This is a genomic window from Microbulbifer regidiadema (SeqCode), assembly GCF_052467605.1.
The window spans coordinates 4298843-4318984 of sequence record NZ_CP174316.1; the positions used below are offsets into that span (position 1 = coordinate 4298843).

The following is a 20142-nucleotide window of genomic DNA, read 5'->3' on the forward strand; positions in this document are numbered from 1 at the left end:
CCCCCGTCAGGCGCTGGCCTTAGTGATAGCGCCGTCCCCTTTGAGCAGGTCTGCAAGTGCCTGCTCAAGTGTTGGAAATTGAAAGCTATAGCCGGTTTCCACTGCGGTACAGGGCTCAACCCGATCGCTGGTCAGTAACAACTCATCGGCCATCTCTCCAAAAATCATTTTTAGCACCCAGGCGGGTGTGCGAAAAATCGCCGGTCGATGTAACTCTTTGGCCAGAATCCGGGCAAAGCTGTTATTGGTCACAGGCTCCGGTGCACTTCCGTTAAAGGGCTGGCACAGGTGGTTGTCGATGGCGTGTAACATCAGGCCGACTTGGTCCTCCTCGTGAATCCAGCTCATCCAGTGTTCGCCGGAACCCATCGGCCCCCCAAGCCCGAGACGAAAGGCGGGCAGCATTTGCGGCAGGGCGCCACCGCGCATCGACAGTACTATGGCGGTGCGGATAATGCCCACCTTGACGCCGCACTGCTGTAGGGGGGCGGTGGCCGCTTCCCAGTCCCGGCACAGTTGCGCGGCAAAACCGCCTCCCGGGGCGCTGCCCTCTTTTAATAGCTCCCCACCGCGATTGCCGTAATAGCCGATTGCGGAACCGGATAAAAAGTAACTCGGTTTCTGTCTCTGCCGCAGAGTCCAGCGCACCAGCTGCTCTGTTGTCCCCAGGCGTGAACTGCGAATCGTAGAGCGGTATTTTTCTGTCCAGCGACGGGAGATGGGGGCTCCGGCAAGATTCACCACTATGTCTACGGGCTGGCTCACCTCGGCGGGGTCGCGACAGGCACTGGCGGACTCTCCGCACAGGCTTCGCACCCGCTCCGGGTGTCGGCTCAATACGGTAATGGTATTGCCCCGATCCAGCCAGCGCTGGCAAAAGAGCCTGCCGATAAGCCCGGTACCACCGCTAATCAAGCAATGCATGGGGAATTGCCCTGCCTTATCTTCGCTACAAAATTGAATGCAGCATAGCAGTGATATAAAGCGGTGGTGGTTTGTCCGGGCCACCCGCCGGGATTAAATGGGAGGGTGGCCGCTGGGGAGTCTTAATCGGATAGTTCGCCGTTTACCGGGGCGTTGGGTTGGGGTTCCACCCTGCGGCGTAAAAACAGGGCCAGGGCCAACATGGGCAGGGCCAGGGCAAATACCAGGGAAATACCACCGAGCATAAACGGCGTTGCGCCGCGCATGGCTCTGATATCGCCGCTCATAGTGGCGCGCTCAAATTGAGGCAGCTGTTTAACAATATGTCCTTTGGGGTCCACGATAGCGGTTACCCCGGTATTGGTTCCTCTCACCAGATAGCGGCCGGTTTCCAGCGCGCGCATTTGCGCCATCTGCATATGTTGCAGCGGGCCGATAGAGGCTCCGAACCAGGCATCGTTGCTAATGGTCAGGAGTATCTGCGATGACTGCGCCGAGTCGGCAACCAGTTGCGGGTAGACGATTTCATAGCAGATAAGCGGTGCCCAGCTGGCGCCGGCAGCGCGCAGTGGGGATTGTTCGTCGGGGCCCGAGCGGATAAAAGAGGTGGGGAGGTTAAAAAATTCGATAGTGCCGCGAATAAAATCCTCCAGCGGCACATACTCACCGAAGGGCACCAGGTGGCGCTTGTGGTAAACGCTGGGGCTCTGGCCAAACACCGCTGCAGAGTTGTGAATGCTGACGCTCCCCCGCGCTGGATCTCGCGTGTCATAGAGGATGCCGGTGATCAGGTCGATTTCGGTACTCTCGGCATTGCGTTGCAGTGCCTGCATCAGGTTGGGGGCCTGTCTGTAGAGCATTGGCAGGGCGGCCTCGGGCCAGATAATCACGTCGACATCTCGATCGCTAAGGGCGCGAGTGCCCTCCTGATAGCGGCTGATCGTTTCTCCGCGAAACTCCGGCAACCACTTTTTTTCCTGCGGAATATTGGCCTGAACAAGTCCAACGCTGATCAGTGGGCCCTGGGCTGTGGTCCACTCCACCCGGGAGAGCGCGGCGCCTATTGGCCAGGGGGCCAGTGCCGCTGCGAGCAGAACAATAGGGCCGCGCCGTTTAAGCGGTGACAGGCGGCCGCTGACGGCCAGGGCCAGTACGGCACCGGTGAATGCCAGTAGCAGGCCTATGCCGTAGACACTCAGTACCGGCGCCCAGCCCGCCAGCCAGGTCTCGGTGTGGCCATAGCCGGCGAAGAGCCACGGGAAGCCGGTGAAGGCCCAGCTGCGCAACCACTCGCTGATAAACCAGAGTGCGGCAAAGGCCAGGGCAAAGCTGAACCTGTTATCGGTAAAGCGGCCGAGAAAATAGAAGGGGGCGGCCAGTAGCAACGCCATAATGGCGACAAAGCTCCCGGTCAGGGCCAGCCCTAATGGAACCGATGAGTTGCCAAAATTGGTAATTGAAACATAGACCCAGGATGCGCCGCTGGCGAAGAGGCCCAGGCCGTAGCAGAAGGCCAGGGCAAAGGTTTTGCGCCCCGGCAGTGTGCGCCCTCTGCCCGCAGAGAGCATAACCCAGGCAAAGATGGCCAGAGACAGCAGGCCGCAAACCCAGTAGTTAAACGGGGCCAGAGAAAGTGTCATCAACCCGCCAGCGGCAGCATTGGCGAGAGGAGAAAAAAATCTGCGCATAAAATCGTTGTCAGAATACCCCGCCTGGGGCGGGGTATCGGTGTGTTAAAGCGTGCAGTGTTGGGCGTGGCTCAGCTGCCTTCCTCCGGCGGCTTGCGCATATGGGCAACCCGCAAAAGGTGTATCTGGCGGCTGTCTGCGTAGAGTACCCGGAACATAAAGTCGCCCAGTTGGGTGGCTTCGTCGCGGCCGGGCAAGTGGCCAAATGACTGCATAATCAGGCCGCCGACAGTGTCGAACTCCTCGTCACTAAAGGCGCTCTCGAAAAATTCGTTGAACTCCTCGATGGGGGTGAGGGCTTTTACGATAAAATCGTTTTCCCCCACTTTGCGGATATAGCTATCCGCCTCTTCCTCATCGGTCTCGTCTTCAATTTCGCCGACAATTTCTTCGAGGATATCTTCGATCGTCACAACGCCGGATACACCGCCGTACTCGTCGATGACCACCGCCATATGGTAGCGATTTTCGCGGAACTCACGCAGCAGAATATTCAGGCGCTTGCTCTCGGGGATAATATTGGCGGGGCGAATCAGGTCTTCAAGCTGGAAGCCGTCGAAACCTTTCAACAGGAGTGGGAGCAGGTCTTTGGCGAGCAATATCCCGCGAATATCATCGACACTTTCGCCGACGACAGGGAATCGGGAGTGGCCCGAATCAATAATTTTGGGCAGGAATTCTTCCGGTTTATCGTGCAGACCCACCACAACCATTTGCGAGCGCGGAATCATAATTTCGCGGACTTGCTGACTGGAAACGTCCAGGGCACCCTCGATAATAGAGAGGGCTTCAGCATCTACCAGCTGGTTTTCCGCAGCGTCCTTAATGATGTCCAACAATTCGTCGCGAGACTTGGGTTCGGCTGAAAAGGCACTGAATAGTTTTTCCAGCCAGCTTTTTTCACTCGCGCGGGATTTACTCGCTGAGTGACTACTTGGGGGTTCGTCTGTGGTCATGGAAGTGGCCATGCTCCGGGGCTCTCTCGTTTGTAAATAAATTCAGTAGCGGCTTGCCATTTACTCGCTGGTACAGCAGCTATTATCCCGCTGCATCCAGCGGGGCATAGGGGTCTGCAATACCGAGGTTGGCGAGCAACCCGGTTTCCAGACTTTCCATAATTTGAGCATCTGCATCTTCGATATGGTCGTAACCTAGAAGGTGCAGTGTGCCATGGACCACCATATGTGCCCAGTGCGCCGATAGGGATTTGTTCTGCTGTTGCGCTTCCCGCTCCACTACCGGGGCACAGATCACAAGATCTCCCAGCATCGGGAGGTCCAGCTCTGCGGGGAAATCCGTGGGGAAGGACAAAACATTCGTGGGTTTATCCTTGCCCCGGTACTGGTGATTGAGTGCCTGGCTTTCATCTTCGTCCACGATTCGTACCGACAGTTCCGCTTCATTGCGGTGACCGGCCAAAGCTTTGGACACCCAGGTGCTGATAGCCTCATCGGTGGGGAGTTGGTCGCAGCGGCTGGCCCGCTGCACATCGAGTGTTAAATCAGTCATAACTCAGCTGTGGACTCTATGCGGCATTCTCATCGGCTTTATTGGCAACCCGATCGAGCGTGCTTCTCTCCTGCTCGCCCTCATGAATATCGTAAGCTTCCACAATGCGCTGTACTAAGGGGTGGCGCACCACATCCTTGGCCCTAAAGTGGGTAAAGCTGATGCCATTGACCCGCTCCAGTACACCCACGGCATGGCGCAGCCCGGAAGCTTGCCCGCGCGGCAGGTCGACCTGGCTGGGGTCCCCGGTAATAACGGCGGTGGAGCCAAAGCCAATCCGCGTGAGGAACATTTTCATCTGCTCGCGGGTGGTATTTTGGCTCTCATCGAGGATAACGAAGGCGTTGTTCAGTGTGCGCCCGCGCATATAAGCCAGTGGCGCCACTTCGATAACGTTGCGCTCGATCAACTTGCCGACCGTCTCAAAACCGAGCATCTCGTAGAGCGCGTCGTAGAGGGGGCGAAGATAGGGGTCTACTTTCTGGCTCAGGTCACCGGGGAGAAACCCCAGCTTCTCGCCGGCCTCAACGGCGGGGCGCACCAGAAGAATTCGCTCAACCTCATCTTTGAGCAGTGCCTCGACCGCACAGGCTACCGCCAGGTAGGTTTTGCCCGTGCCCGCAGGGCCGATGCCAAAATTGATATCGTTAGTTTGCACCGCGCGAACGTATTTGCGCTGGTTGAGTCCCCGAGGCCGCACCGAGCATTTTTTGGTACGAATTAGTACCACTTGGTCGGTTTCACTGGTGCCGCCGTCACCCGCTTTATTGGCCAGTTCCTCAACTCCCGCCTGTTGCAGGGCCAAATGAATTTCATCCGGTGTGAGGTAGTCCTTGCCGTCGGTTTCCCGATAGAGCTGACTGAGTAGTTCGCCAGCGGCGCGTGCGGATTTGGCGTCACCATAAAATGAAAACTGGTTGCCGCGATTTCGAATTTCGATATCCAGGCGCTGTTCTATTTGGCGTAGGTGTTGGTCGAATTGACCGCAGAGATTGGCAAGACGGCGTGCGTCATTGGGCTCGAGTGTGATGCTGTGAGCGAGGGTTTGTGTTTCCAAATTGGTTTCCGGCACCTTTAGTCCAAGGGTTATATTCCTAGGGTATACCCATTTTCCCTTTGGAGGAAAGAGGTGATTCCTACAAATAGGTTCTAACTCTACTTAATTCTAATTACTGCTTGTAATTTAAGGGGGCAATTGAGCTTATTTTGGCGGCAGGATGTACTTTAGCGGTATATCCTGCCGGCATTTGGGGTAATTGCCGTTAGAACAGGTCTTCTTCCAGCTCGGATGTAATTAGGGTGCCGCGCAGGGAGTTTGGCAGCGCCTCCTCGATCACAACATCGGCAAACTTGCCGATCAGGGCAAGGTCGTCAGCGCGGAAGTTGACTACGCGGTTATTCTCGGTGCGGCCCTGTAGTTGCCCCGGGTCTTTTTTCGATACCCCGGTCACCAGAACCCGCTCAGTATTCCCCACCATGCAGCGAGCAATCGCTGCGGCCTGCTGGTTGATACGGGCTTGCAGAAGTTGCAAGCGCTGTTTCTTCACCTCTTCCGGGGTGTCATCTGCCAGGTCGGCAGCGGGAGTGCCCGGGCGAGGGGAGTAGATAAAGCTGAAGGAGATGTCGAAGCCCACATCCTGAATCAGGTTCATGGTGGCCTCAAAGTCCCTGTCGGTCTCGCCGGGGAAGCCGATAATAAAGTCCGAAGACAGGCAGATATCCGGGCGGATTTTCTTCAGACGGCGGATTTTGGACTTGTACTCTAACGCGGTGTGGCCGCGCTTCATCGCCATCAGTATGCGGTCGGAGCCGCTCTGTACCGGCAGGTGCAGGTGGCTAACCAGTTCCGGCACCTGGGCGTAGACATCGATCAGCGCATCGGAAAACTCGACCGGGTGCGAGGTGGTGTAGCGAATGCGGTCGATACCATCGATCGCCGCCACGTAGGTGATCAGTTCGGCAAAATCCACTTCGTGGCCGTCTTCGCCGGTGGCCCGGTAGGCGTTCACATTCTGTCCCAGCAGATTGACTTCGCGCACGCCCTGGTCGGCCAGGTGGGCGACCTCTTCGAGTACATCGGCCACTGGGCGGCTGACTTCCTCGCCACGGGTGTAGGGGACGACGCAGAAAGTGCAGTACTTGGAACAGCCTTCCATAATGGAGACAAATGCAGTCGCACCGTCGGCCTCAGGCTGTGGCAGGCGATCGAACTTCTCGATTTCCGGGAAGCTCACGTCGACGATGACAGCGCCGCTTTTCTGCTCTTTGGTCTCCATCATCTCCGGCAGGCGATGCAGGGTTTGGGGGCCAAAGATCAGGTCTACATGGGGCGCGCGCTTGGCAATCGCCTCGCCTTCCTGACTGGCTACGCAGCCGCCAACACCAATCACCAGCTCGGGGTTCTTCTCCTTGAGGTTCTTCCAGCGGCCCAGCTGGTGGAACAGCTTTTCCTGGGCCTTCTCGCGGATAGAGCAGGTGTTGACCAATAGGACATCGGCCTCATTGGGGTCGTCGGTAGGTACCATGTCGTGGGACTCGCCGAGTAGATCGCGCATCCTCGCGGAATCGTACTCATTCATTTGGCAGCCGTGGGTCTTAATGTATAGCTTTTTCACCGATGTTTCGGACATATCGCGCCTGGTTAAAAACTGGTCAACAATTGGGGTTGGGCATTATAGCGATACGACCCGGCACTGCATAGATGGCTATATTAGCTGTTGCGAACCTGTGCTATTCTTGCGCGCTTTTTCGGGCTTAGAGGCTCCCTTTGCCCGTCCTTTGATCAAATTCGGGGTCTACCCCATCCTGAGAGACTTATGGCCAACCCGATTTATAAAGTGATTTTTCACAACCAAAACCAAGTGTATGAACTCTACGCCCGGGCCATCTACCAGAGCGATATGTACGGCTTTATCGAGGTGGAGGAGTTTGTTTTTGGGGAAAAGGCTCAGTTGGTGGTCGATCCCAGTGAAGAAAAGCTGAAAAATGAATTTGCCTCGGTAACCCGTTCATACATACCGATGCACAGTATTGTACGCATCGATGAGGTTGAAAAAGAGGGCACCGGCAAGATCGTTGAGGTTAAGGGTGACAAGGTGGCTAAATTCCCCTTTGCCCCGCCGATCCGCCATCCCCAAGACACCGAGTAGGATTTCCCTTTTACTCGCTGCGAGACCGGGCTTTAGGCCCGGTTTTTAATTCCCAAGCCCCCGCTGTACCCTTCCCCCCTGTAATAGAACCTTCTATAAAAATCCTCCCGTCTGTCATCAAATCGCTGCAAAGTGGTTGGGCTGAAGATCAGCGCGGTCCGTTAAGCTGACCTCCATGTGCTAACAACAGAGCAGATACGGAATTATTCAGAGGCGCCTTAGCTCAAGCGACGACCGATATTTTTGCCGCGTATCCGCCTCGGTATCTGTGGGCCGATAATCGCTATAGACGGGAACCTTGCTATGAGCAATCGCTATCGCGCACTGTGGATTTCCGATGTCCATTTGGGCAGCAGGGACAGTGAACCTCACCGGCTCGCAGATTTTCTGGTTCAGAATCGCGCGGATACGGTCTATCTGGTGGGGGATATTTTTGATATGCAGGCGCTCGCTCAGGGGCGGGGTGCGTGGTGCCAGGCCTCTTCACTGCTGCTGGGAATGCTGTCTGAATTGAGCAGTTTGACCCCCGAGGTGATTTATATCCCCGGAAATCACGACGCTCCTATGCGCAGCTGGGTGGGCAAGCGCCTCGGTAATATCCGCATCGAAAAAGACTGTATTCACACAACCTCAGCGGGGCGCCGCCTCTGGGTGACCCACGGCGATCAATTTGAACACCGCATCAAAATTAACCCGATCAGCTATCACATTGGTGACCGCAGTTATTACCTGATGCTGCGCTTTAATCGCTGGATTAATTACTGGCGCAATCGTTTTAATAAACCCTGGTGGTCCCTGGCCAGCCAGATAAAAAATCGGGTGAGCGCCGCCCGGCAGATGATGAGCGACTTTGAGGCGGTGGCCACCCGCGAGGCGATCTCGCGGGGATTTGACGGCGTTATCTGTGGCCATATTCACCGGCCGGCACTGAGGCATAAAAGCGTGTCTGGCAGTGCGGTGATCTATGCAAATTGCGGTGATTGGGTCGACTCTATGAGTGCGGTGGTCGAGCAGCAAAACGGCAGTTTGAAACTCTTAAACTGGCATCGCAGCCCAAAGATCGCCAGCATTATGAAGGAGGTGGTTGCGGCATGATTCAGCTTGAGAGTCTTTTGCAAAAAAATGCCTGGTACAGCGCAGCCCCGCAAAAAACCACGCGCAAACTGGCCTCGGCTACGCTAAAAAAAATTTGTTGCGAAGAGCAGTTGCAACAGTTTACTCGCCGCTATCCCCACCTCGGTGGCCTGGATTTTATTCGCCAGGTTTTTGCCGATCTAAATTTTCGCTATGAACTCAACCCCTCCGAACTGGAGCGAATACCCCGCCGTGGGCCACTGGTCATTGTCTCCAATCACCCGCTGGGAAGCCTCGATGGCCTGGCGCTGATTGATATGGTTGCCCGTGTGCGCAAAGATGTGCGCGCGCTAGCCAGCCAGTTGCTGTGGAATATCACCCCGCTGCGCTCGTATTTATTGCCGGTAGATAATTTTAATGGCCGCACGCGCAGGGGAGATATTGAGCGGATCTACAATCACCTGGGGGCGGGGGGAGTCACTATTATTTTTCCGGCCGGGGAGGTCTCCAGGCTCACCCCTAAGGGCGTGCGGGACGGGCGCTGGAATTCGGGTTTTGTCCGTTTTGCGGAAAAAAAAGCTGCACCCATTCTGCCGGTGCAAGTACTTGGGCGGAACTCCTGCTGGTTTTATGCTCTCTCCATGCTGAATAAGCCCCTCTCTACTTTATGGCTGATCCGGGAGATGTTTAAACAGGCCAGCCGCAGTATCGATATTCGCATTGGCCGCCCTCTGGAGGCGGAGCACTTTCGCCGCTGGCCCCTGACTTCTCGGGCCAAAGCCGCGTTGTGGCGCGAGCATGTCTACCGTTTACATCGAGCGCCTGCCGCCCTGGGGCCGGAGTTAATTGCCGAAGCCGAGCCGAAGACTGAGGTGGCGCAGGTGGTGGAGTCCTGTGCATCGCTCTCTGCGGCGGGCGCCCTCTCTGTGCGCCTGTATCGGCAGAAAGCAGATTGTCCGGTTATGCGGGAGTTGGCCCGGGTGCGGGAGATCGCTTTTCGCGCGGTCGGTGAGGGGAGTGGGCAGAGTCGGGACTGGGATGCGTTTGATGCACACTATGACCATCTGCTGTTGTGGGATGCGGATAGTCACCAGATAGCCGGGGCCTATCGCATAGCGGCGACCGGGGCTCTCGCAGCAGATGAGATATACAGCAGTACTCTGTTTAACTACCCGCAGCCGCCGCGCCAATGCCTGCCGGATTCTGCGGAATTGGGGCGCAGTTTTCTCTTGCCGGACTATTGGGGAGGACGCGGCCTGGACTTGCTCTGGTGCGCTATTGGGCAGTGGGTCCTGCGGCGACGGGTGCGCTATCTATTTGGCCCGGTCTCAATGCCCGGGACCTTCTCGGTGAGGGCCAAGTCGGCCATTGTGCGCTATTTTTCCCACTACTTTTCCCCTGAAAATCCCCTCGGCGATGCCCGCCTGCCATTTATACAGGCGCAATCAGGGCTGCCTGAATTACTCGGGGATGCGCTATCCGATATGCGTCAATTAAAGCAAGTTCTGGGCGAGGAGGGGGTAAAGCTGCCCCCTCTATTTAAAAAGTATGCCTCTGTTACCGTGCCCGGTGGGACCAGTTTTCACGCCTTTAATATTGACCCGGATTTTTGTGATGCCGTGGATGGCCTGGTGGTTGTCGATTTGTTCAAAGTGGATAAAAAGTTTGCCAAACGCTATTTGCACGCCTGAGGGGGGAGAGGCTTATTATAAAAAAGGCAGCGTTAAGCTGCCTTTTTCGGTGGTGTAGAGAAGTTTATTTGAGGTTTATTTTTCTACGAAATGGTTGCAAGTTTTTTACGCAAGCTCACCAGTTTTACACAGAGGACAAAAATAGACATTGCCGTATCCAGCTCTTCCAGTGGTGGGAAACTCGGTGCAATACGAATATTGCAGTCCTCGGGATCTTGTCCATAGGGGAAGGTGGCGCCGGCGGGGGTTAATTTTACCCCGGCATCCGCCGCCATTTTTACCACAGCTTTGGCGCAGCCGGGAAGTGTATTAAAAGACACAAAATAGCCGCCCTCGGGTTTTTCCCAGCTGCCCATATCCGCATCGGAAAAGGCATTGTGCAAATGCTCCAGAACACACTCGAACTTGGGGCGAAGAATATCGGCATGCTTGTGCATGTGTTCTGCCAGGCTGGTGTGCTCAGTGAAAAAACGCGAGTGCCGTAGTTGGTTGACCTTGTCCGGGCCAATAGTCATTGCCTGCATTTGGGCCTTGAGGGAATCCAGGTTTGCCTGGCTGGCGCTGACAAACGCGACACCTGCGCCCGCATGGGTGACTTTTGAGGTTGAGGCAAACTGTAAAACGGAGTCTACAGTGCCATTTTCCAGGGTTGCAGAGCGGATATTCGCCAGGCTTACACGGTTGCCAAGGTCGTGAATAGAGTAGGCGTTGTCCCAGAATATGCGGAAACCCGCACCGGCAATTTGCCCCAGTTGTGCCAATCTCTCTACGGTTTCCCGGCTGTAGGTTACCCCTGTGGGGTTTGAGAATTTGGGAACGCACCAGATCCCGACAATTTCCGGGTCTTGGCCAAGCAGCTTTTCGACAAGGTCCATATCGGGGCCGTCTTCGCCCATGGGCACGTTGATCATTTCGATGCCCAGCTGCTCGCAGATGCTAAAGTGGCGATCATAACCGGGAACCGGGCAGAGAAATTTAGGCGCGGTTAATTCACGCCAGGGCTTGTTGCCGGCAAAGCCAAACAGGTATCCGGTGACAACTGCGTGATACATCAAGGTGAGGGAGCTGTTGCCCCCGGCAATCACTTCATTGACCGGCACCTGGAGCATTTCGGCGCCAAGCTCTCTCGCACAGCTCAGACCGATCAGCCCGCCATAGTTGCGGGTGTCAGTGCCGTCCGCTGTGCGGTAATCCGCAGAGAGGATGCCGTCCAGTTTATCGGAAAGTTTCAATTGTTCCGCCGAGGGTTTGCCACGAGTGATATCCAGGCTTAGCTCGTGTCGACAGATCTTGTCGTAGTGGGCACTCAATTCTTTTTCCCACTCGATCAATTGTTCTTGTGTGGCGGATTCGATATGCACTTGAATTCCCCTAGCTGGTAAATTGAGAGGGCGAGCTTATCAGTCTAAGGTCGGTTTCGTCAGTAGGAAATCACATATGATAATTGGTTTCTGTTGAATCTTTTTTAACGGAGTTATAGGGTACTCTTTGAGAGGCAGTTCACAGTGGGGCGTCGATTGGAGTGACTATTCACTGGCCAGTACGCGAAAATCCTGGGCGTAGTCGCGTAGAGTTTTGCTCAAATGGCGGCGCTGGGCGGGGCTGGTGCTGGATAAAATCTGTTCTCCCAATTCACGCGCCTGGGTTTTGCGCTGTTTCTGCGCCTCGCGATATTGCTCAGACCAAAGTTGTTCTGGGTTTTCCAGTAGGTCGCGCAATTTTTCCAGATAGCCTTCAGGTTTCTGACGGAGTAAGTCGATGGCATTAGTTTGCCAAATCAGCTGCTGCTCATTGCGCAAAACCGGGTTGTATCCTATTCGCTCTACCCAAGCTGCAATTAGCTGTTTTTGCTGCTCGGTCAAACTGCCGAGCCAGCGCTTGCTCTCCCGGCGAATTTGCCGGTCGCGGTGACGTTTGATTTTCTCCGGGGAGCGCTGCCATTTTTCTAGTACTTTTTGCTGTTTCTTTGTCAGGTTGTATTGCAGCTGGTCAACTTGCTGCGGTGTCAGCTGTGCTGCAATAGGCAGTATCAAGTCGTAGGCATTGCGACTGGCGCTGTTGATAAAGTGGTAGACCTCCTGTTCAACGGGGGCCAATTGCGGGTTTTCCAACTGGCCTTGATCCACTTTATCGGCCAGCTGGAGTAGAAAATCGGCATATTTTGGCAATTGTGTTTGTCGGTGCCACTGAAAAAAACTATTGAGGGCCCCCTGAAACTCCAGTGTCTGCTGGGAATTTAAGTCGATATAGTCACTCAGTTTCCAGCGTATCCAGTAGTCGATATTGTTATAGGCAAATTGAATGCTGGAGCAGCTGCTGAGTAGACAGGCGGCTAAAAGCAGTACAACAAAATAACGTTTTTGTACTGTGTACTTGCCCTGGGGTTGGGGCATTGATTTGTCCTGTGGGTTGCGCTGGCGGCGGCTGATAAGGATGCCTTAAGCATAGATGAAAAAGGAATAGTGAATATCCATTTCCCGCAGAAATAGAGGTGTCGATAGCGTTGGCGCCGCATAAAATATCCTCAGGTAATGGCAGTTATTGGGACCCAAAAAGCGGAGGTGCGATAGCGCTAAGGCGTAGACTGAAAAGTGGAGCCCAGTGTTGATTGGGGGTGGGCCCTTTTTGAGTAAATCAAGCGGGGCGTATTATATGATTAGTACGATTATGGAAGCTGAAGCTCGCGAGGCGCCGGAAAGGATTGCTGAGCAACTGCGCTCCAATGCCACAATAATGTCTCGCCTGGGAGAGCGCTTGCGTCAAGTGCCCCCCCGTTTTGTCATGATGATCGGGCGGGGTTCTTCCGATCACGCAGGCGTCTTTGCCAAGTACCTGATAGAAATTGAAACCGGCACGCCAACCTGTGCTGCCGCGCTGTCTGTCTCCAGCGTCTATGGGCGCAGGTTAAAGCTCGACGGCGCCCTGGTTATGGTTATTTCCCAGTCTGGCAGAAGCCCGGATATTCTGGCCCAGGCGCGCATGGCGCGGGAGGAGGGGGCCTATACCATCGCTTTATTGAACGATGAGCAGGCTCCGATCACGGATTTGGTCGACTTGGTTATTCCCTTAAAGGCAAACCCGGAGAAAGCGGTCGCGGCGACCAAGAGTTACCTGGCCACCCTGTCCGCCATATTGCAGGTGGTGGCGAGCTGGACTCAGGGTGCCGCTCTGAACAATGCCTTGCAAAACTTGCCGCAGGCTCTCAGGGCTGCGGTGCGGGCAGAGATTCAGCTGCGCCCGGAAAGTCTGGCGCTGGTGAAAAACCTGGTGGTTTTGGGGCGGGGGCCGGGCTATGCCATTGCGCGGGAGTTGGCCCTCAAGTTAAAAGAGGTGTGCAATATCCACGCGGAATCTTATTCCAGTGCCGAATTTTTACACGGCCCTGTCACCCTGGTGGAGGGGCAGTTGACAGTGGTGAATGTTTCCATTGAGGATGAGTCATTTCCCGCCCACAGCCAACAGATTGATGAAATCCGGCGGCGTGGGGCGACACTGATTAATTTGCATGTGCCCAGTAAAGGCGTACACCCCAGAGTGGCACCGCTGGCACTGTTACAGCGCTTTTATATCGATGTGGCCCATGTAGCGGTTAGCCGGGGAATTGATCCCGACAAGCCGGCGGGCTTAAAAAAAATCACTCAGACAATCTAAGGGGCCGCTGAATAATTCGCTAAAGAGATACCACAGAATTATTCAGAGGCCGCCTAGAGAAAATAAGATTTGGAGGGGACAGTGGGGGTTACCCTAATTGCAGAAAAGCTTTTTGATGGTGAGCGCATCCTGGCGGATGTTGCTGTCACTATCGGGGAGGATGGCACCATTTCTACGGTGGGCGGTGGTGTGAGTTCCACCGTGGAATGCCTGCCGGGTTTATTGGTGCCGGGCCTTATTGATATTCAGGTCAATGGCGGTGGCGGCGTGCTGTTTAATCAAGATCCCACGGTTGCTGCGCTTGAGAAAATTGGCGAGGCCCACAGCCAGTTTGGTACCAGTGCGTTCCTGCCAACGCTGATTACCGATAAGTTGCCGGTGATGCAGCAAGCTGCCGATGCGGTGAGCGAGGCGCTGTCTGCGGGTGTTCCGGGGGTGATCGGCGTGCACTTTGAGGGGCCGCATTTAAGTGAGGCCAAAAAGGGGACTCACGAGCAGGGATTTATCCGCTCTTTGAGTGATGAGGAGCTCTCTCTCTACGCCAGGGAGGATCTGGGGATTCGCTTGCTGACTTTGGCACCGGAGTGTGTTGCTGTATCCGATATCCGCAAGTTGGTGGCTCTCGGGGTTCATGTCTGCCTCGGTCACTCCAATGCGAGTGCCGACCTGGTTGAGGCGGCGCTGGATGCGGGGGCAACGGGGTTTACCCATTTGTACAACGCAATGTCTCCACTGCATTCCCGCGAGCCCGGTATGGTGGGCACGGCACTGATTCGGGACGACGCCTGGTGTGGATTAATTGCCGATGGCCACCACGTTAGCCCCGGGGCTATCACACTGGCTTTGAAGGCGAAGCCACAGGGCAAGTTGCTTTTGGTTACCGATGCGATGTCACTGGTGGGGAGCGAGGCAACCCATTTCCCCTTGTTTGACCGGGTGGTTACACGAGAGGGGGACAAGCTGACTTCCAGCACCGGGGAGCTGGCGGGCTCGCACCTGAATATGATCGGTGCGGTGCGAAATATCCGCGATTGGTGCGGGGTTGAATTGCCGGAGGCATTGCGTATGGCGAGCTTGTACCCCGCACAATTTCTCGGCCTGGGAGGAGGTGTTATTACCGAGGGCGCCCGGGCGGATATGGTGTTACTGGATGAGACCCTGCGGGTGAGCAGGACCTGGTGCCGGGGCCGCGAGACTTATCGAAGGGCTTAGCCTTAATCCCACTTCAAGCGATTACTCGGGTGCGGGGCCGGTGGATTGCCGAACAATTAATTCGGGGGTGAAGCGGCGTGGGGGCTCCGCTTCTGTCTCCGCGTCGCTATCTTCTCTTGCCCCTTTATTTTGAATTTGCGCAAGTATTAGCTCAGCCGCTGAGCGCGCGATTTCCCGGTTGGGTTGGTAGGCGGTGGTCAATTTGGGCCAGGTTTGCCGGGAAAAGGGGCTGTCTTCAAAGCCGGCGATAGAGACCTGCCCGGGCACATCAATATCCAACATGCGCGCAGCAAATAATGCCCCCGCTGCAATTTCATCGTTTGCGGCAAATATTGCCGTGGGCGGGTTGTCGCCCCCCAAAATTTTGGCCGCGTTAATTTCTCCGGATTCAAATGAATACTCGCCCTGAATAATCAATGGTTGCTCTACGGCTAACCCGGCCTCTTCGATAGCCCGGCAGTACCCCTGTTGGCGCCCCAGAGTGGAGAGGTGCTCTGTCCCCCCGCTCAAATAAGCAATGCGCTTGTGGCCGAGAGAGAGCAGGTGCCGGGTGATATTGTAAGCGGCCTGGCGATCGTCAATCTGTATAGCGCGCTCTTCGCCATCTTCTTTGCAGGAAGAGGAAACAATCCGCACAAACTCCACATCCATGGACCGAAGCCCCGCAATAAAGGCGGGCGACTCAGAAAAGGGCGGGGTTAAGACCAGCCCTGCGACCTTGCCGTGTTCGACCAATTTATGCAGATCGCTGGGAGTGGTGGGGGCCTGTGCGTGACAGGGGTGGATAAGTAATTCATACCCTTGCGCTCTACAGGCCTCCAGTAGGCCGTTTTGCATATCGATAATGTAATAGGCGTTAGGGTTGTCATAAATAAATGCGATGGAGTAGGCGTGTGTCCCGGCCAGGTTGCGTGCGGCGAGGTTGGGGGTGTAGTTCAGGCCTTTTACCGCGTCGAGCACTTTTTGCCGGGTGGCTGCGCGCACAGAGGGCTCATTATTGATCACCCTGGACACGGTTTTGATAGATACGCCCGCGCGCTCCGCAACATCGTTAATTGTGACTTTCATATATCTATCAGTTTTACGTGAGCCGTGACTCGGGGGCGAGAGGGTGTCCACAAAAGAGTATCGCCGGGCGCTGGGATTTTAACAGTTATGGACCCGCAATAGGCGCTATTGCGGGTATTTCAATTCCTCTTTCGGGCCTGTTTTGTAGTTTTTGATCTTATGCTCTTGCGCAAGCGCGGGTCCTGTCATCCAGCTGTAAAAATTCTACATTGAAGAGTTACTAAAATCTCCTGGCGATGACTGCCTGCTGGCTTTTAGTCCTATTTATCGGTCTAGAAGACAATTTTTACGCCAAATAACCCCAATATTTTGTTTTGCCCTACAGGCTGCCCGTGTTGTTCGCCCAGGGGCCCTTGAAAGTTTTTGTAGTTTTACTACATAATGCGCGTCAATAAGATCGGGGACTACAAATGGGGTGAGGACCCAAGTTGGGCGTCGGAAGCCTCTACCACCTTAGAGGGGAGGAGGTTGCGGTGTTGGAGGGGCACTAACATGCGCCTCTATGGCGAGGGGAAGTCCGGAATATGGATTTTGCTCGACCCCAGAATTCTCTATCAGGTAGCAGAGGCACTGTAGCCGCAGGTTCAAAGGCTCCTGGCTGCCAATAGCTTGTTAAAGCAAGTTTGTTCCCCAGGTTTCAAATTTTCTATTGGGTAATAGGCCACCAGTGGCACTACAACCAAAGAGTTGCAATGGGAGCTCTGCGGCCGCGAGGCCCTTCACGGAAAGATAATCACAGGTGGCCCGAGCCACTGATAGGTGACCTCGGTGGTTTTGGTTCGCGAGACCACCTCAACAGAGTTAATACGGGATAGTCATGGTTCACAGCAAGGTTCAGGCCGTTACCGAACGCATCATTAAGCGCAGCGAAGAGACTCGTGCAGAGTATCTGGCGCAGGTAAAGAAAGCGCATATTGAAGATCGGGCAACGGCTCACGTGTCCTGTGGCAACCTGGCCCACGCGATAGCCGCGTCCCCGGAAAGCGAAAAACAGTTGATAGCCTCCGGCCGAGGGCCAAACCTGGGAATCGTCAACGCCTATAACGATATGTTATCCGCGCACCAGCCCTACGGTGCCTACCCGGCTCAATTGAAGGCGGCGGCTGTGCGCAATGGCGCTACGGCCCAGGTTGCCGGTGGTGTACCGGCGATGTGTGACGGGGTGACTCAGGGGCGCGCCGGTATGGAGCTCAGCCTGTTTTCGCGGGATGTGATCGCCATGTCTACCGCCATCGCCCTCTCCCACGATGTTTTTGAAGGGGCCATATTCCTGGGGATCTGCGACAAAATTGTTCCCGGTCTGGTGATCGGCGCCCTATCCTTTGGTCATCTGCCCTCAATTTTTGTACCCGCAGGGCCAATGCCCACAGGCTTGTCCAATGCGGAAAAAGTTCGCGTTCGCCAGCTGTACGCTGAGGGCAAAGTCGGGCGCGCCGAACTATTGGAAGCGGAAAGCGCTTCCTACCACAGTGCCGGCACCTGCACTTTTTACGGCACGGCCAACAGCAACCAGATGCTGGTAGAAATTATGGGACTGCAACTGCCCGGCAGCTCCTTTGTCAATCCCGGTACCGATTTGCGTGCGGCATTAAACGAGGCGGCAGTGGCCCAGCTGGTGAAAATTACTGAGCCCAGCCAGCATACCTCGGTAGCTAAAATTCTCAGCGAAAAGGCGTTCGTCAATGGGGTTGTAGGGCTGCTGGCTACCGGTGGGTCGACCAACCACACGCTGCATCTAATCGCGATGGCCCGTGCGGCAGGTATCCAGCTGACCTGGCAGGATATGGCCGACCTCTCTGAGGTGGTGCCGCTGCTGTGCCATGTGTACCCGAACGGCACTGCGGATATCAACCATTTTGCCGCAGCCGGCGGGATGCAGTTTCTGATTCGCGAACTCCGCTCCGCCGGACTGTTACACGATGATGTGCATACGGTGCTCGGCAATTCCGGCCTTGAGCCCTACTGTGAAGATCCCTTCCTGAACAGCGATGCTAGCGGCGTGGTTTGGAAGCCAATCCCAGAGGAGAGTGGTGATACGACGGTAATTCGTCCGGCCACTGACCCCTTCTCCCAGCACGGTGGTTTACAGCTCCTCGAAGGCAATCTCGGTCGCAGTGTGATCAAAGTTTCTGCGGTGAAATCCGAGCACCTCAAAGTGAAGGCGCCCGCTATTGTTCTGGATAACCAGGATGATCTGTTGAAGCGCTTTAAAGCGGGCGAGCTGGAGCGCGACTTTGTGGCAGTGGTGAGGTTCCAGGGCCCCCGTGCCAATGGTATGCCAGAGCTACACAAGCTGACCCCAACTTTGGGGGTGCTACAGGATCGCGGTTTTAAAGTGGCGCTGGTTACCGATGGGCGTATGTCCGGTGCCTCCGGAAAAGTCCCGGCAGCTATTCACATGTCGCCGGAAGCCGTGGAAGGCGGTGCGATTGCCAAGGTGCAAGAGGGCGACATGATTGAACTTGACTCTGAGGTCGGTGTTCTGCGCGTGCTGGTCGATCAGGCTGAATTCGATGCTCGCGAACCGGCCCAGTGCGACCTCTCTGAAAATGCCCGTGGTACCGGCCGTGAACTATTCGCTAATATGCGCGGCCTTGCCAGCGGTGCAGAGACCGGGGCAAGCATACTTTATTGACTATTGCGGAGCCCCAAAGGCTCCGGGACAAGAACGATCTCAGAGCAAAATTTATGATTAACCCTTTTGATATGGTGTTATTTGGTGGAGGCGGAGACCTTGCACTGCGCAAGTTGTTGCCGGCACTTTACCGAGCATTTAGAGAGGGCAGCTTGACTGAGGGTTGCCGCATCCTTCCGGTGTGCCGCCGTCAATCAGATGTTGATCAGTATATTGAAACAGCCCATCAAGCACTGCAAAGGTATCTTCGCGAAGGTGAATACTGTGCTTCGAGCTGGGAGCAGTTTAGCCAATTACTGTCTCCACTTGCATTGGATATTGCGGTACCCGATGCCCAGTGGGATCACCTGACAGAAATCCTCGGTACCGACCCGGAGCGGGTTCGCATCTTTTATCTGGCGATTCCGCCGGCAGTATTTGGTCCCTGTTGTGAAAACCTCTCGTTAAAAGGCCTGATTACTGAAAATTCCAGAGTTGTGGTGGAAAAGCCACTGGGCTATAACGCTCAAACCTCGGATGAAATTAACAGTAAAATTGCCAGCTACTTTGCGGAAGATAGTATTTTCCGTATCGATCATTACCTCGGTAAAGAAACGGTACAAAACCTTCTCGCCCTGCGTTTTAGCAATGTATTGTTTGAGCATCTTTGGGATGCAAAAACCATTGATCATATCCAGATCAGTATTTCAGAAACCGTAGGCCTGGAAGGGCGTGCCGGGTTTTATGATGAAACTGGTGCTATGCGGGATATGGTGCAAAACCATCTGCTGCAACTGCTCTGCCTTATCGCCATGGAATCGCCCAACAGTATGTCGGCGAAGAATATCCGGGCGGAAAAAATTAAGGTGTTGGAGGCGTTACGCCCGCTCACCGGCAATTTGGTCGATGAAAACGTTGTGCGCGGTCAATACGTGGCCGGCGAGATTAATGGCAGTGATGTGCCCGGTTACCTCGATGAACTCGACGGTGGAACCAGCGCGACCGAAACCTTTGTCGCTATTCGCGCGCATATTGATAGCTGGCGCTGGGCCGGAGTGCCATTTTACCTGCGTACCGGCAAGCGTATGGAAAAGCGTTGTGCCGAAATTGTGGTGCAGTACAAAAGCGTTTCTCACCGTGTCTACGACGAGTCTGCCGGAAAGATTGTCCCCAATCGCCTGGTTATTCGCCTACAGCCTGAGGAGAGTATCAAGCTGGTATTGATGGCGAAAAAAATGGACAGCCTCACCACTGAGCTGCAACCGGCTGAATTGAATTTAACCCTCTCGGATACTTATGACAGCTTCCGCAGCGACGCCTATAAGCGTCTGATGCTGGATGCCGCAGCAAATAACCCCGCGCTTTTTATCCATCGCGATGAAGTTGCCGCTGCTTGGGCATGGGTGGACCCGATTATTGAGCACTGGCGCGAAACTGACAGCCAGCCGCAGGCCTATCCAGCAGGCAGCTGGGGCCCAGAAGGGGCGCACGACCTGTTGTCACGCAGTGACCGCCACTGGTTTAACGCGCAGTAATAACCTGGGAGGCGGGCGCCGATATTC

The 20142-nt window shown here is 55.2% G+C and carries 16 protein-coding genes; 7 read left to right on the forward strand and 9 right to left on the reverse strand.

Annotated features, from left to right (window positions below; genetic code table 11):
• Window positions 1-6 precede the first annotated feature (6 nt).
• The 6 genes from ACJJIF_RS19420 to miaB all read right to left on the reverse strand — a co-directional run bounded on the left by ACJJIF_RS19420 (window position 7) and on the right by miaB (window position 6751).
• A complete protein-coding gene (locus ACJJIF_RS19420) occupies window positions 7-924 on the reverse strand; it encodes a TIGR01777 family oxidoreductase (protein WP_444929922.1) in 918 nt (305 codons plus the stop codon).
• 122 nt (window positions 925-1046) lie between these two features.
• Entirely contained in the window at window positions 1047-2612 is a 1566-nt protein-coding gene (gene lnt / locus ACJJIF_RS19425) for an apolipoprotein N-acyltransferase (RefSeq protein WP_444929923.1), read from the reverse strand.
• 71 nt (window positions 2613-2683) lie between these two features.
• The gene (locus ACJJIF_RS19430) at window positions 2684-3580 is read right to left on the reverse strand and encodes a CorC family transporter (protein WP_444929924.1); all 897 of its coding nucleotides are present in this window, start codon (window positions 3578-3580) and stop codon (window positions 2684-2686) included.
• Between the two features lie 70 nt (window positions 3581-3650).
• A complete protein-coding gene (gene ybeY / locus ACJJIF_RS19435; protein ID WP_444929925.1) occupies window positions 3651-4121 on the reverse strand; it encodes an rRNA maturation RNase YbeY in 471 nt (156 codons plus the stop codon).
• Window positions 4122-4137: 16 nt separating this feature from the next.
• Window positions 4138-5178 carry a PhoH family protein gene (locus tag ACJJIF_RS19440; RefSeq protein ID WP_444929926.1) on the reverse strand — a complete coding sequence of 347 codons (1041 nt, stop codon included), beginning with the start codon at window positions 5176-5178 and terminating at the stop codon, window positions 4138-4140.
• Between the two features lie 205 nt (window positions 5179-5383).
• Window positions 5384-6751 (reverse strand): tRNA (N6-isopentenyl adenosine(37)-C2)-methylthiotransferase MiaB, encoded by a 1368-nt coding sequence (miaB, locus tag ACJJIF_RS19445; RefSeq protein ID WP_444929927.1) that lies wholly within the window; start codon window positions 6749-6751, stop codon window positions 5384-5386.
• 186 nt (window positions 6752-6937) lie between these two features.
• On the opposite strand from miaB, the gene ACJJIF_RS19450 reads away from it, so the two are divergent.
• The 3 genes from ACJJIF_RS19450 to olsF all read left to right on the forward strand — a co-directional run bounded on the left by ACJJIF_RS19450 (window position 6938) and on the right by olsF (window position 10035).
• A complete protein-coding gene (locus ACJJIF_RS19450; protein ID WP_172621124.1) occupies window positions 6938-7270 on the forward strand; it encodes a DUF1820 family protein in 333 nt (110 codons plus the stop codon).
• Window positions 7271-7573: 303 nt separating this feature from the next.
• Entirely contained in the window at window positions 7574-8365 is a 792-nt protein-coding gene (locus ACJJIF_RS19455; protein ID WP_444929928.1) for a UDP-2,3-diacylglucosamine diphosphatase, read from the forward strand.
• Window positions 8362-10035, forward strand: coding sequence for a bifunctional ornithine lipid synthase OlsF (gene olsF / locus ACJJIF_RS19460; protein ID WP_444929929.1), 1674 nt, complete (start codon window positions 8362-8364; stop codon window positions 10033-10035). The genes ACJJIF_RS19455 and olsF overlap by 4 nt, the downstream gene beginning before the upstream one ends.
• Window positions 10036-10118: 83 nt before the next feature.
• Here olsF and ACJJIF_RS19465 read toward each other — a convergent pair whose 3' ends face one another.
• Window positions 10119-11396 (reverse strand): aspartate aminotransferase type Ic, encoded by a 1278-nt coding sequence (locus ACJJIF_RS19465; RefSeq protein ID WP_444929930.1) that lies wholly within the window; start codon window positions 11394-11396, stop codon window positions 10119-10121.
• A gap of 165 nt (window positions 11397-11561) precedes the next feature.
• Window positions 11562-12428: a DUF6279 family lipoprotein gene (locus tag ACJJIF_RS19470; protein WP_444929931.1), complete on the reverse strand. Its 867-nt coding sequence runs from the start codon at window positions 12426-12428 to the stop codon at window positions 11562-11564.
• Between the two features lie 259 nt (window positions 12429-12687).
• Between ACJJIF_RS19470 and nagB-II the strand changes: the two genes are divergently transcribed.
• A complete protein-coding gene (gene nagB-II / locus ACJJIF_RS19475; protein ID WP_444929932.1) occupies window positions 12688-13686 on the forward strand; it encodes a glucosamine-6-phosphate deaminase NagB-II in 999 nt (332 codons plus the stop codon).
• A gap of 81 nt (window positions 13687-13767) precedes the next feature.
• Window positions 13768-14898, forward strand: a complete 1131-nt coding sequence (nagA, locus tag ACJJIF_RS19480) for an N-acetylglucosamine-6-phosphate deacetylase (protein ID WP_444929933.1) — start codon at window positions 13768-13770, stop codon at window positions 14896-14898.
• Window positions 14899-14919: 21 nt separating this feature from the next.
• On the opposite strand, the gene ACJJIF_RS19485 is transcribed toward nagA, so the two are convergent.
• On the reverse strand, window positions 14920-15966 hold the full coding sequence (locus tag ACJJIF_RS19485) for a LacI family DNA-binding transcriptional regulator (protein WP_444929934.1): 1047 nt from the start codon (window positions 15964-15966) through the stop codon (window positions 14920-14922).
• 817 nt (window positions 15967-16783) lie between these two features.
• Here ACJJIF_RS19485 and edd point away from each other — a divergent pair.
• Together edd and zwf are read left to right on the forward strand one after the other, a co-directional pair.
• On the forward strand, window positions 16784-18601 hold the full coding sequence (gene edd / locus ACJJIF_RS19490; protein ID WP_444929935.1) for a phosphogluconate dehydratase: 1818 nt from the start codon (window positions 16784-16786) through the stop codon (window positions 18599-18601).
• Window positions 18602-18654: 53 nt separating this feature from the next.
• Window positions 18655-20115, forward strand: coding sequence for a glucose-6-phosphate dehydrogenase (gene zwf / locus ACJJIF_RS19495; RefSeq protein WP_444929936.1), 1461 nt, complete (start codon window positions 18655-18657; stop codon window positions 20113-20115).
• The last annotated feature ends 27 nt before the right edge of the window (window positions 20116-20142 follow it).